General features: G+C 69.7%; 11 protein-coding genes. 9 read left to right on the top strand and 2 right to left on the bottom strand.

Going from position 1 to position 13,534, the window contains the following annotated elements:
• Window positions 1-2: 2 nt before the first annotated feature.
• Genes ACT9AS_RS10815 through ACT9AS_RS10780 form a run of 8 tightly spaced genes read left to right on the top strand, consistent with a single transcriptional unit; the run spans window position 3 to window position 9,251 of the window.
• Entirely contained in the window at window positions 3-1,361 is a 1,359-nt protein-coding gene (locus tag ACT9AS_RS10815; protein WP_445100140.1) for an outer membrane beta-barrel protein, read from the top strand.
• The gene (locus ACT9AS_RS10810) at window positions 1,336-2,547 is read left to right on the top strand and encodes a glycosyltransferase (protein WP_445100139.1); all 1,212 of its coding nucleotides are present in this window, start codon (window positions 1,336-1,338) and stop codon (window positions 2,545-2,547) included. Before ACT9AS_RS10815 ends, ACT9AS_RS10810 begins: the two co-directional genes overlap by 26 nt.
• Window positions 2,544-3,695 (top strand): glycosyltransferase, encoded by a 1,152-nt coding sequence (locus ACT9AS_RS10805; protein WP_445100138.1) that lies wholly within the window; start codon window positions 2,544-2,546, stop codon window positions 3,693-3,695. The genes ACT9AS_RS10810 and ACT9AS_RS10805 overlap by 4 nt, the downstream gene beginning before the upstream one ends.
• Window positions 3,676-5,049, top strand: a complete 1,374-nt coding sequence (locus tag ACT9AS_RS10800) for an O-antigen ligase family protein (protein ID WP_445100137.1) — start codon at window positions 3,676-3,678, stop codon at window positions 5,047-5,049. Before ACT9AS_RS10805 ends, ACT9AS_RS10800 begins: the two co-directional genes overlap by 20 nt.
• Window positions 5,046-6,077, top strand: coding sequence for a polysaccharide deacetylase family protein (locus ACT9AS_RS10795; protein ID WP_445100136.1), 1,032 nt, complete (start codon window positions 5,046-5,048; stop codon window positions 6,075-6,077). Before ACT9AS_RS10800 ends, ACT9AS_RS10795 begins: the two co-directional genes overlap by 4 nt.
• Before the next feature lie 2 nt (window positions 6,078-6,079).
• Window positions 6,080-6,844: a polysaccharide deacetylase family protein gene (locus ACT9AS_RS10790; RefSeq protein ID WP_445100135.1), complete on the top strand. Its 765-nt coding sequence runs from the start codon at window positions 6,080-6,082 to the stop codon at window positions 6,842-6,844.
• The gene (locus ACT9AS_RS10785; protein ID WP_445100134.1) at window positions 6,841-7,989 is read left to right on the top strand and encodes a glycosyltransferase; all 1,149 of its coding nucleotides are present in this window, start codon (window positions 6,841-6,843) and stop codon (window positions 7,987-7,989) included. Before ACT9AS_RS10790 ends, ACT9AS_RS10785 begins: the two co-directional genes overlap by 4 nt.
• On the top strand, window positions 7,989-9,251 hold the full coding sequence (locus ACT9AS_RS10780; RefSeq protein ID WP_445100133.1) for a glycosyltransferase: 1,263 nt from the start codon (window positions 7,989-7,991) through the stop codon (window positions 9,249-9,251). The genes ACT9AS_RS10785 and ACT9AS_RS10780 overlap by 1 nt, the downstream gene beginning before the upstream one ends.
• On the opposite strand, the gene ACT9AS_RS10775 is transcribed toward ACT9AS_RS10780, so the two are convergent.
• The gene (locus tag ACT9AS_RS10775; RefSeq protein WP_445100132.1) at window positions 9,206-9,982 is read right to left on the bottom strand and encodes an ElyC/SanA/YdcF family protein; all 777 of its coding nucleotides are present in this window, start codon (window positions 9,980-9,982) and stop codon (window positions 9,206-9,208) included. The genes ACT9AS_RS10780 and ACT9AS_RS10775 overlap by 46 nt on opposite strands.
• 146 nt (window positions 9,983-10,128) lie before the next feature.
• On the opposite strand from ACT9AS_RS10775, the gene ACT9AS_RS10770 reads away from it, so the two are divergent.
• Window positions 10,129-12,069 carry a choice-of-anchor Q domain-containing protein gene (locus tag ACT9AS_RS10770; protein ID WP_445100131.1) on the top strand — a complete coding sequence of 647 codons (1,941 nt, stop codon included), beginning with the start codon at window positions 10,129-10,131 and terminating at the stop codon, window positions 12,067-12,069.
• On the opposite strand, the gene ACT9AS_RS10765 is transcribed toward ACT9AS_RS10770, so the two are convergent.
• Window positions 12,037-13,533 carry an oligosaccharide flippase family protein gene (locus tag ACT9AS_RS10765; protein ID WP_445100130.1) on the bottom strand — a complete coding sequence of 499 codons (1,497 nt, stop codon included), beginning with the start codon at window positions 13,531-13,533 and terminating at the stop codon, window positions 12,037-12,039. The two genes, ACT9AS_RS10770 and ACT9AS_RS10765, sit on opposite strands and share 33 nt — an antisense overlap.
• Window position 13,534 lies beyond the last annotated feature (1 nt).

The raw sequence follows: 13,534 nt of genomic DNA, 5'->3' as shown, positions 1-13,534 counted from the left end.
GCATGCGCGCCATTCCCCACTCCCGCAACCCGGCGACGCGCCGGCGCAATTGCGGCATCGCCGCGCTCGCCCTCGCGCTGCCCGGCCACGCGATGGCGGTGCAGCTCGACTACGCCGTCGGCGCCGGGCTGATGTACACCGACAACGTCAACCAGGACGAGTTCGACCCGATCGACGAGAACATCTTCAGCACCCGGGTCGACTTCGCGCTCACCGAGAACAACCGCCACCTGGACCTCGCGGTCCGCGGCGACGCGGAGCACCTGAACTACCTCGACAACGTCTACGACGACGAAGTCCGGGGCAGCCTGGTGGCCGACCTCGACTGGACCATCCGGCCCGACCGGCTGGTGTTCTCGGTCGACAACCACATGGGCTACGAGCCGATCGACTTCCGCAGCAACAACGCGCCCGACAACCTGCAGCGGATCAACGTGTTCTCCGCCGGCCCGACCCTGATGGGGCGCCTCGGCGAACACACCGACGGCGAACTCGAACTGCGCTACGTCAAGACCGACGCCGAGAAGACCGAGGACTTCAACACCGACCGCTACAGCGTGGCGGCCCGCCTGCTGCGCGACTTCGACCCCACCCAGCGCGGCGGCTTGAACCTGGAAGCGCTGCAGGTCGACTTCGACCGGCCCGACCTGTACTCCGGCTACCACCGCCGCGATGCGTTCTATTCGCACGACCTCGCGCTGAACCGGACCGTCCTCCACCTTGAGGCGGGCTACTCCTGGCTCGACCTCGAAGGCTACAGCGCCACCTACGATGCGCCCCGCCTGCGTGCCACCGCCGACGTCCAGCTGAGCCCCCGGTCGCGCGTGCACGTCGACCTCGCCTACCAGTTTGCCGAAGCCGCGCACGACCTGGTGAGGCGGCTGAGCGAATCGGGGGACCCGTTCGACCCCACCAACCCCGGCGACCCCGGCATTCCGGACGGCCCGACGGTCGGTCCATCCGGGGCGATCACGCCGGACGTCTACCGCGAACGGCGCGTGCAGATCGGCTACTCCTACGTCGGCGAACGCCTGACGTTCGACGTCAATCCGTACTACTCGCGCAACCACTACCTCAACTCCCCGATCGACAACCGCGGCGATCGCGGCATCTCGCTCGATCTCGGCTATCGGCTGACACCGCGCACCGACCTGTCGGTCTCGGCCTGGGCCAGCTCGCGCAAGTACGACAGCTTCCCCCGCAAGGACAAGGACCTGTCAGCGAGTATCGGTGTGTCGCACCGGTTTACCCGCCACTGGAGTGGCCAGGCCGAAGTGCGCCGCCTGGACCGCGACAGCAACGCCAACGGGGGAAGCTATGTCGAGAATGTCGCCTTTGTCAGCATTACCTACCGCCGCTGATCCGTTCGGGTTCGAGGCCGCGCCGGTCGAACCCGTCCCGCAGCGGCACATCCGCCTGCTGCTGCTGACCGACACGCCCGTGCTGGCTGCCGGCGGCAGCGAGCGGTTCCTGCGCAACATGGTCACCCGGCTGCCGGGCGACCGTTACGACATCACTGTGGTCCAGCTGAGCGGCCACCTGAGCGAGGGCATCCAGCTCGCCCCGGTGTTCTCCCGCCCCAACGTGACCGTCCGGGTATTGCCCGTCGGCGCCGTGTACGGCCCGGCCGGTTGGCGCGCGTGGCGGGCATTGCGCGAAATGCTGCGGCGGGAGCGGTTCGACATCGTGCAGTCCCACCACGAGAAGGCCGACCTGCTGAACGCCTTGCTGCCGCGCCGGACCGGCACCCTGCGGATCTCCAACCGCCGCGACATGGGATTCAAGAAGAGTCGCAAGCTGAAACAGGCGTTCCGCGTGATCAATCGCCGGTTCGACGCGGTCGTCGCGCCGGCGGTCGACATCCTGGCGAACCTGGCCGGGCAGGAGTCGCTGGACCGCAACCGGACGTTCTGGATCCCCAACGGCGTGGACACCGACGCGTTCCAGCCGCCCACGGCGGACGAACGCGTCCACGCCCGTCGCGCGCTGGGGCTGCAGGGCAACGAACTGGTGCTGGGGTGCGTTGCACGGATGGTGCCGGTGAAATGCCACGACGACCTTGTCGCCGCCTTCGCTGTCCTCCACCGGCAGCACCCGGAAGCCAGGCTGCTGCTGATCGGCGACGGCCCGCTGCGTGACGCGATCAAACGGCAGGTGTCCGGACTGGGTCTCGACGACGCGGTACTGCTGCCGGGCAACCGCGAGGACATCGACGCGGTGCTGCCGGCAATGGACATCGCGGTGCTGTCGTCATCCTCCGAAGGCATGTCCAATGCCCTGCTCGAAGCGATGGCCTGCGGCCTGCCGGTCATCGCCACGGCGGTGGGCGCGAATACCCAGCTGGTCGCCGACGGCGGGAACGGGCTGTTGTCGCCGCCACGCATGCCGGAGCTGCTGGCGCGGTCGATGCTCGCCCTGGCCGGATCGCCGGCGCGGCGCCAGGCCATGGGTGCCGCATCGCGCGCGCGCGTCGTCGCCTCGCATTCGCTGGGGCGCATGGTCGACGCCTACGACCGCCTGTACCAGCAACTGCTGGAGCCGGCATGACGCCCAGCCTGCCCCTGTCGACGCTGCAGCTGCGGTCCAGTGCCGGCCTCTACGGCGCCGACCGGATGGTGCTGACGCTGGCCCGGGCCCTGTCGGACCGGGGCGTCGCCAGCCGCTTGCTGAGCATCAACAACTACCGCCTGCCGGAACAGCCGCTGCACGCTGCCGCGTATGCAAGCGGGCAGGATGCGGTGCTTCTGCCCTGCCAGGGCCGCATCGACCCGCGTACCGCCCGCGCCCTCGCCCGGCAGATCGCCGCCGGTCCGGGCCGCCTGCAGGTGTTGCACGCGCACGACTACAAGAGCGCGTTCTACGCCTGGCTGGCCAACCGCTACCGCAGGGTCCCGATGGTGGCGACGCTGCATGGCTGGATCGAGGGCTCGCGCTCGCAGCGGATCTACAACCGGGTCGAACTGGCGTTGCTGCGCCGCTTCGACGCGATCGTCGTGGTTGCGGCCGCGCAGGCCGAGCGGCTGGGTCGCGCCGGTATCGCACGCGAGCGGATCCACCAGGTCGACAACGCCATCGAGCCACCGTCGGTGGACGACGACGCACGGACCGCCGAGGTCCGGCGGGAACTGCGACTGGACGATGCGGGCTTCGTGTTCGGCGCGGTGTCGCGGCTGTCGGCGGAGAAGAACCTCGCGCAGTTGATCGAGGCCTTCCAGCCGCTGGCCCGGCGGATGCCCGGGGCGCACCTGCTGGTCGTCGGCGACGGGCCGGAGCGCGAAGCGCTGGAAGCCTGGTGCCGGGCGCTGTCGCTCACCCGCCAGGTCACTTTCGCCGGCAACCGCTCCGACATGGGCGCGATCTACCCGTTGCTGGATTGCCTGGTGCTGCCGTCGCTGACGGAGGGCATGCCGCTGGTGGTACTGGAAGCGATGACCCGAGGCATCCCGGTGGTCGCCAGCGCGGTCGGCGACGTGCCGCGCCTACTGGCCCACGCCACCCACGCGCGGCTCGTGCCAGCAGGCGACCGCGCGGCACTGGCGACCGCGCTCGACCAGGCCATCGGCTTCCAGGGATGCCACGACACCCGCGCGCGCGCATATGCGCTTGCCCACCACGCGCCTGCGGTCATGGCCGACAGATACATCGACATATATCGACAGCTGCTGGTACACACCCATGTCCACGCAGCCCACTGATCCCGCATCAGGCGCGGCGCAGCCCCGCTTCCCGCTTGCGGCACGGGCGTTGCGGACGCAGGCCGCGGCGCAGGGGCTCGCGCGGCCGAAGTCGGCTGCCATTCCACCGCCCGCCCTGCAGGCGAATTCCAACCGGCTGACACCTGGACCGGCCAAGCTGTGGCCGCTGTTGCTGTTCCTCTTCCTGCTGCCACTGCAGAACGTGCAGACCGGCTACATGCCGAACCTTGGCGGCGGCCTCAACTTCCTCAACGTGATGTTCATGCTGGCACTGGGCGGCGCATTGATGGCGCGCGGTCGACTCGCCCCGGGCGAACCGTTGAACCGGTGGGTACTCGCCTACGCCATCTACATGGTGGTGTCGCTGCTCATCGGCTACCAGTACGTCAGCGGCACCGAAGTCCACCTCAATACGCTCAAGGACCACCTGCTGGCGGTCTTCATGGTGTACCTGGTGCAACTGGGCGTGTCCGACTGGGCCGCGGTGAAGCGGGTGGTGCTGGCCACCCTGCTGCCGTTGCCCTACATCGCCAAGGTGGTCTGGTCCCAGCACAGCAGCGTGTCCAGCTGGGGTTACGACGACGACATGCGGATCAGCGGCACCTTCTCGCTGCTGGGTGCCAACGAGTTCGCCGCGTTCTGCACCACCCACGCGGTGGTGCTGTTCGCGATCCTGCTGGCCACGCGGCTGCCGCGGTTCTGGAAGCTGGTGCTGGCCGGCGGCATCGCCTGCATGGTCATCGGCGTGCTGTACGCCTATTCGCGCACCGCGTACGTCGCGCTGATCCTCGGGCTGGTGACGGTGATCCTGGCCTGGCGCGGGCGCTGGAAGCTGATGCTTCCGTTGCTGCTGTCGGTGGTGATCCTTCCCAGCGTGCTGCCGTATTCGGTGGTGGAACGGTTCGACAGCACCACGGTCGAGGCCGACGAGCGCGACGAGAGTACCGACATGCGCTTCGTCTACTGGGGCATCGCGCTCGACACCTTCGGCCGCCACCCGGTCGTGGGCACCGGCTACCACACCTTCCACCACTCCGAGATCAACCCTTACAACAAGGACACCCACAACCTCTACCTGCGGACGCTGGCCGAGGGCGGCGTGGTGGGCGCGGTGATCCTCGGCGGCCTGCTGCTGTCGCTGTTGATGGTCGGGCTGAAATCGATGACCCGTGCGCGCACCGGCACCTGGCACTACGCGCTCGGGCTGGGCCTGGTCGGGGCGTGGACGGCGCTGATCTGCGGCAACCTGTTTGGCGACCGTTTCACGTACTACCCGGTGGTGGCGTACTTCTGGACCTACGTGGCGCTGGTCCTCAAGGCGCGCCACCTGCCGCCCGAGGGAGCGCCGCGATGAGCTACCGGGCCATCCACTGGTTGCGCTACGTCATCGCCATCGCCTGCCATTACGGCGGCCCGGACCATTTCTACCGGCGAGCCACCGGCGCCGGGCTGGTGATCCTGATGCTGCACCGGCTGCGCGACGACGCCGACCCCTATCCACTCAGCCTCGCACGCGAGAGCTTCAGGCACCTGCTGCTCTGGCTGCAGCGGCGCGACGCGCTGACCAGCCTGGACGACGGCCTGGGCGCGCTCGGCGATGGCACCGCCCGCGGCGTCCGCTATGCGATCACGCTCGACGACGGCTACCGCGACAACCTGCATCTGCTGTCGCCCGACCTGCCGGCGGTGCCGGCGGTGGTCTACGTCGCCACGGGGCACATCGGCGGCCCGTCCATCTGGGCCTACCGGCTCGTCGAGGCGGTGGAATCACGGCAGGGCGACCATCTCGATCTCGCCGAACTCGGACTGGGCTCGTTCGACCTGTCCGATCCACGCGAGCGCACACGGCTCTACACGCTGCTGCCACCGCGGCTGAAGCAGCTCCCGTGTGACCGGCTGGAGCAATGGGTCGACGCGATCACCGGATCGCTCGGCGCGCAGGTGAACCAGCCGGAGGCCGGGATGCTCGACTGGGACGACGCCCGGGCGCTGGCCGCGGCCGGCATCCAGATCGGCGGCCATACCCATCACCACGCGATGTTGAGCCGGCTCGACGACCGCAGCGCCGCCTCGGAAATCATGGAGTCGCACCGCGCCATCACCCAGGGGATCGGCAAACCGCCGCGGCACTTCGCCTATCCCAATGGCGGCCCCGACGACTTCGGTTCGCGCGACGTCGAACTGGTCCGCCGCGCGGGTTTCGCGACCGCGGCCACCACCATCGAAGGGGTGAACCGCGCGCACGTCGATCCGTACCGGCTACTGCGCTTCAATGTGCACGAAGCCCGCTTCCGTGCACCCACCGGCAAGCTGTCGCGTGCGCTGTTCTTCAGTGAGACCAGCGGCATGCTCGGCTGGCTGCGCGGCCTGCGGACGGCATGACCATGGTCCCTGTCCTCATGTACCACGGGCTGCACGACTCGCCGCGATCGGCGGGGCGGTTCGACCCGGTCTACAGCGTCACCCCGGCGGCATTCGCGCGCCAGCTCGATTGGCTGGACGCGAACGGATACACCGCGGTCCGCCTGGAACAGGCATTCGACGACGCAGGCCCGGGAAGTCCGGGACGCCGGGTGGTCATCAGTTTCGACGACGGCGATGTCAGCAACATCGAGGTCGCGCTGCCGATGCTGCGCGAGCGCGGCATGCATGCGGAGTTTTTCATCACCACCGGTTTCATCGACCAGCCCGGCATGCTGTCGGCTGCCGACGTGCGTGCGCTCGCTGAAGCCGGCATGGGGATCGGGTCGCACGGAACCACCCACGCATTCCTCGAAGACCTGGACGAGCCGCGGCTGCTGGCGGAACTGCAGGACAGTCGCCAGCGCCTGGAGTCGATCACCGCACGACCGGTGTCGGCACTGGCCCTGCCGGGCGGGCGCGGCGGCGACCGCGAACGGCGGCTGGCGCTCGCGCTCGGCTACCGGCACCTGCTCGGTTCGGTGCCGGGGATCAACCGGAAACGCGAAGGCGGCTGGCTGGAGCGCATCGCGGTCACCCGCGACCTGGACCTGACCGGTTTCAGCCGCCGCGTCGCCTGGCGCGGCATGCGCCCGCGCCTGCTGCAGGTGCGGCACCAGGCGCTGGGAGTGACCAAGCGCGTGCTCGGCAATGCCGGCTACGAGCGCCTGCGGGAGCGACTGCTGTGAGCACGTGGCCGTACTGGGGGACGCTGTTCTGGTCGTGCATCGCACTGGTGCTGTACGCCTATGCCGGCTACCCGTTGCTGGTGGCGATGCTGGCCCGCCTCCGCGGCAGCCGGCCGCGGCTGGGCGGCGAATGCCCGGCCATCACCGTGGTGGTCGCCGCCCACGACGAGGAGCGCACTATCGGCGCGCGCGTGCGCAACCTGCTGGCGCAGGACTATCCCGCAACGCGACTCAAGGTGCTGGTGGTGAGTGACGGCAGCGGCGACCGCACGGTGGACGAAGCCGACGTCGGCGACCCGCGCGTCACCGTCATCGCGCTTGCGGGCAACGTCGGCAAGGCGATGGCGATCAACGCCGCGCTGGCCCGGGTCGACACCGGGCTGGTCGCCTTCGCCGATGCCCGCCAGCAGTTCGCGCCGGATGCGCTGCGCCACCTGGTCGCGCCGTTCGCCGATCCCACGGTGGGACTGGTCAGTGGCGAGCTGGTGATCCGTCCCGCCGACGGCGACCCGGCCGGGCACGGCATCGGCCTGTACTGGCGCATGGAGAAAGCCCTGCGCGCGAACGAGGCCCGCATCGGCTGGCTGCACGGCGCCACCGGGGCGATCCACGCGATGCGCCGCGAGCTGTTCCGCCCGTTGCCGGCGGGGACCGTGCTCGACGACATGTGGATGCCGTTGCAGGTGCTGCTGTCCGGCCGCCGGGTGTGGATGGCGCGCGACGCCATCGCGATCGACGTCGCCAGCCGGGACAACAGCGAGGAGTTCCGCCGCAAGCTGCGGACGCTCGCCGGCAACTGGCAATTGCTCGCCCGCCTGCCGGTGCTGCTCGACCCGCGGCGCAACCCGGTGTTCTTCGCGTGGGTCTCGCACAAGTTGTTGCGGCTGCTGGTGCCGTGGGCGCTGCTGCTGGCATTGCTGGCATCGGCCGCCGCCGCGGCGGCTTCACCCGCCTACCTGCTGCTGGTCGTGCTGCAGGTGCTGGCCTACCTGGGCGCGGGCATCGCGCTGGTGCTGCCACGGCTGGCCGCACGCGTGCCGTTGCTGCCGACTGCGGGCAGCTTCGTGGTCCTCAACTTCGCGGCGCTGCTTTCGTTGCCGGCGATGCTGGTGTCCGACCCCGTGGGCCTCTGGAAGAAGCACTGATGGCCCGCATCCTCGCCCTGACCAGCCGCCTGCCCTTCCCGCCGCGCGAGGGCCACCAGCTGCGCGCGTGGCACCTGCTGAAAGCCATGGCCAGTCGCCACGAGGTGACCCTGGTGAGCTTTGTCCGCGAGGACGACGAGCCGTCCGAAGCGGACCCGTTGCGGCGCATCCTGCAGGGCCTGCACCTGCACCCGATCCCTGCCGAGCGCTCGCACCTCGCGCTCGGCCGTGCGCTGCTGCGCGGCACCCTGGGCGCCGGCCCCTTCCTCGCGGCCAAGTATTCCTCGGCGGCGTTCCGGCGGCAGGTCGCCGAGCTGGCGCGCGACGCCGACCTGGTCCATTTCGACATGCTGCCGCTGATGGCGCACGCCGATTGCGTTCCGGCGGGCATTCCGGTGGTGCTCAATGCGCACAACGTCGAGCATCGACTGCTGGCCACGCGGGCGGAGATCGAACCCGACCGCCTGCGCCGGCGCTTCCTGTCCGGCCAGGTCGCCCGCTTGCGCACGTTCGAGGCCGCCGCCTGCGCCCGCGCGGACCAGGTACTGGCCTGCTCGGAACCCGACGCGACGGCATTGCGCGGACTCGCCCCGGACACGCCGGTGGAGGTGATCGCCAACGGCGTCGACCTGGATGCCAACCAGCCCGAGGCGACATCGACGACCCGGCCGCAACTGGTGTTCGTCGGCCAGATGGGCTGGTTCCCGAACCGCGACGGCGTCGACTGGTTCCTGCGCGACGTGTTCCCGCGGATCCTGCGTGCATGCCCGTCCGCGGAGTTCGTGCTGGTGGGCAAGCACGACGGCATCGTGGTCCCCGCGGACGTGGCGCCACTGGTCAGGCTGGCCGGGTTCGTGCCGGACCTGCGGCCGCTGGTGCAGGCGGCCGCGGTCTACGTGGTCCCGCTGCGCGCCGGCAGCGGCACCCGGCTGAAAGTGCTCGAGGCGATGGCGCTCGGCAAGGCGATCGTCAGCACCCGCGTCGGCAGCGAAGGCATCGTGCTGACACACGGTGAAAACGTGCTGTTCGCCGATGAGGCCCAGGCGTTTGCCGATGCCGCGGTGGCGTTGCTGCAATCACCCGAGGAGGCAGCGCGACTCGGTCGGGCCGCGCGTGCCCTGGCCGAACAGCGCTACGGCTGGGAGGCGATCGGCAGCCGCTTGCTGGACTGCTACGACGGCCTGCTGCCGGCATCGAACAGTGGCGAAAAAACACATCAGGAACCCTCGGCGGATCGCCTGCTCGGCGCTGCCACCGATTGACCTGCCGCCCGCCAGGCGCGGAAACGATAGACCAGCCCGCCCACCACTTCGTAGATCGCGCTTTCGCTCTTGACCAGCGCCGATGATTGCGGGACCAGCGCGCCGATGCTGCGCGGCGGCAGGTAGGCCGAATCGGTCGAATGCAGGCAGGGACTGAAGCCGGCCGCATGGAACGCCGTCAGTGCGCGTGGCAGGTGCAGCGCCGAACTGGCCAGCCGGATCCGCGCCGGCAGGCTGCCGCGCAACGCCATGGCGCTTTCCCAGGTGGTGGTGGACTGCCGCTCCACCCGGATGTCGTCCACGGCAACGTTCCAGCTGCGTGCCAGGCCGGCGAGCACCTCGCTTTCCTTGACCGCGAACGGCCCGCCGCCCGCGATCACCAGTTCGCCGCCGCCGTGCTGCCACAGGTCCACCGCGCCACGCAGCCGCACCCAGCTTTCCGGCGTCAGCTCCGCGTAGTCGTGGGCGGCGCGGGGCGCGCCTTCCAGTCCGCCGGACAGCAGCACGATCGGCGAACGGTCGCCGGTCTCGCAACGCATGCCACGCGCCATGCCGGATTCGACCAGCCGGACCAGCTGGTTGGCACCCAGCGGGGTGAACAGCAGCAGGACCACCAGCGCGCAGATACCGAAGCCGATGCGCCACGGCGTCCGCATCCGTCGCCAGCACAGCGCCGCGAGGCCGGCCAGCAGCAGGGCCCACGTAAGTGGAGACAGCAGGTAATAGATCATGCGGAAGCCGCCTCGACCGGGTGGCGGGCGGCGCATGGACGGCCGTCGCCGGGCGCGCGACGCGTAGTCACAAGGGTGTCCAGCGCATCACCCCGATGCCGAGGGAGCTCCCAGGTATGTACGTGCATCCCCGTCGCCTGCTTCGCATGTCCGGTTTCGTCCCCGTTCTGACGGTGCTGGTGCTGTTGGGCGCAGCAACGTCCGCCCACGCCGCACAAACCTACTACGTGCGAACCGACGGCGGCAGCGCCGGCCAGTGCACCGGCCTGGCCGATGCGCCCTACCCCGGCCACGGCAAGGACCAGGCGTGCGCATGGAACAGCCCGCTGGTCGCCCTGCCGACCCACGACATGGCGCGGATCGATGGCGGCGACACTTTGCTGATCGGCCCGGGCGACTACCTCGTCGGCTGGGGCGCGCCGGGCCTGGAGGAGAGCGAGCGCTGCTACGGCGACGCGCGCTACGACTGCTACCCGTCCGCGGTGCCGGGCGGGCGGTCGTCGGACCAGCGCACCCGCATCCTCGGCCGCGGCCACGACGCCGGTTGCGCCGCATCGCCGCGCCTGATTGGCGTCGAGCGCGTCGACATGGTGTTCAACCTCGAGGGCAGCGACCACGTCGAAATCGGTTGCCTGGAGATCACCGACCGCAGCGACTGCATCGAATTCCACACCGACGACGCCGTGCGTTGCGAACGCGACAGCCAGCCGTTCGGCGAGTGGGCGTCGGTGGGCATCTGGGCGAAAAACTCGCGCGATGCATGGCTGCACGACCTCGACATCCACGGCCTCGCCGGCCGCGGGATCATGGCCGGCGGGCTGCGTGACTGGACCCTGGAGCGGGTCCGGATCAACGGCAACGGCTGGGCCGGCTGGGATGGCGATGTCGGCGATGGCAGCTCCAACTCCGGCGACATCGTGTTCCGCCATGTGGAGATCGCATGGAACGGTTGCGCCGAGCGCTGGAAGACCCGCGAAATCCACGGCTGCTGGGCTCAGGAAGCCGGCGGCTACGGCGACGGGCTCGGCACCGCGAGCACCGGCGGACGCTGGCTGATCGAGGACTCGAACGTCCACCACAACACCTCCGACGGCATCGACCTGCTCTACCTCGACGAAGCCACGTCCACCTCGGTCACCATCCGCCGGGTGCGGGCCGAGGCCAACGCCGGCAACCAGGTCAAGACCCTGGGCAACGCGCTGATCGAGGATTCGGTGATCGTCGGCAGTTGCGCCTACTTCAACGAGAAGTTCGACATGACCTGGAGCGACCAGTGCCGGGCGATGGGCAACGCGGTATCGATCGGCGTCGGCGACGGCCAGCTCGCCACGGTGCGCCACAACACCATCACCGGCGAAGGCGACTGCCTGATCCTCACGTCCGGCGGCGGCCCGTCGTCGACGATTGCGATCGAGGACAACGCGCTGGTCGGAAACATCGACTTCCTCGCCGACGCCGATGGCAATCCGGGCGAGCTGACATGCGGCCACTACGCCGACGACAGCCGGGCGAAGGTGCTGTTCACCGGCAACGCGTTCTGGAACGTCAAGCACGACCAGTGCCCGCCGGGCGACAACCTCTGCGGCAAGGCGCCACGACTGGCCGACATCGACCTTGACCACTTCCAGCCAGCGCCCGTCGCGGGCAGTCCGCTGATCGACCAGGCGACGGGGTCGCGCGGCGGCGTGGATTTCCTCGGCCGGCCGCGACCGCATGGCGCGGCCAGCGACATCGGCGCGATCGAATGGCAGGGCGAAGCGGCGGCCGCACCCGGCAGCAACACCGGCGAGACCCGCGCGACGCGCGACAAAGCGGCTGGCCCCGACCGGTCGGGCACAACCACGGCGACGCCGGCGCAACGCCGGACCGGGGTCCTGAAGCTGCCTGGCAACGCCGGCTGGTGCGTCGAACCGGCGCTGTTCATGGGCAACCCGCTGGTGCTGATGTCGCGACCGGACTTCGCGCGCTGCCTGCTGGTGCTCCACGCCGCCTGGCAATCCACCGCGCGGCCCGGCGCGACGGCCTATCGGGCATCGCATCGCGCCGCTCCGACCTCAGGAACCGGCGGCAATGGCGCCGGCCCGTGAGCGCGACCTGAGCAGCCCCAGCACCTGCATGCGGATACGTGCATCCAGCAGCAGCACCAGCGAGCAGTAGGCCAGCCCCACCACCGTGCCGCCGACCAGCAGGCGCTCCCAGCCCGGCCGCAACCCGAACAGTCCGGTGGCCCATACCCCGACGATGCAACCCGCCGCGACCCCGCCCGCGGTCACCACCGTCCGCGCGTCCGGCAGTTTCAGCAGGTCGCGCGGCACCCACACGCAATGGCCTACCGCCAGTGCGGTGGAACTCACCAGGGTGGCGTAGACCGCGCCCATCACCCCGAACTGCGGGATCCACACCCAGTTGAGCACCGAGTTGACCAGCAGGCTGCCGCACATCAGCACCATGACCTGGGTCGAGCGCTTGCCCATGATCAATCCGTAGCCCGCCACCAGCAGCACCGGCAGCAGCGCGCGGGAGACGCCCATGACCGCGAATACCGGGCCCGAGGCGACCTTGTCCGGGCCGCTGAGCGCGAGGATCACGTCCGTGCCGAAACACCACAGCAGCACCGACACGCCCACCGAGGCGTAGGTCATCGGCATCAGCACGCTCGACTTGAGCGCCCGCACCGCCGACGCGCCTTCGGTCACGTTGAGCCGGTTGGCCATCGGCGTGAACGACTCGAAGATCGCGAGGTTCATGAACATGTGCACCTGCAGCGCCAGCGCTGCGCCGATGCTGAAGATGCCCACCACCGCGAAGTCGCCGGTGAGGAACTTCAGCATCACCCGGTCGACCAGGATCAGCGCCACCGCGAACGCCTCGTAGATGATCATCGGCCCGCCGAACGACAGGCCCTGGCGTGCCATGCCGGCATCCACGGCGGCGCGCGAGAACGGCAGGTGGCGCCGCGCCCAGTACAGGTAGAACGCCACCACCAGCAACGTGCCCGCGAGCTTGGCGCCATAGACGGCAAACGCGCTCTGTTGGATCCACACCACCGCCGACAGCATCAGCACCAGTTGCAGCCAGCGGCTGCCGATGCGCGACAGCATCACCAGTTTCGAGCTCTCCCTGACCCGCAGCACCGTGTCCACCAGGCTGGCGTAGACCGCCATCGGCACCGACGCCAGTGCCAGCCACATCACCGGCGACTGGCGCGAACCGGTGGCCCAGTCGTACGCCAGCAACCCGGCCACGACCAGCAGCCACAGCGCCACCGAGATGGCCATGGGCACGTGGAAGTAGTTGGTCGCGAACGACCGGGTCGCGCCGGCGTCGCCGTCGTGCGGGTAGTAGCGCTGCAGGGCGTGCTGGGTGCCGAGCTTGCCGAACGCGACCGCCATCAGCGCCCAGGTTTCGTAATAGCCCAGGATGCCGTACTGGGTGTTGTCCAGCAGCCGGGTCAGCACCGGGAACGACACAAAGCCGGCCAGGATGACCATCACGTTGGCAGTGGAGTAGCGCAGGTAGTGCGCCACCATGCCGGGACTCTTGGTGCCCATG

The organism is Lysobacter sp. F60174L2, from assembly GCF_052547135.1.
The sequence above is the reverse complement of the archived record's forward strand: the minus strand, read 5'-3'. Positions and strand labels throughout refer to the sequence as shown.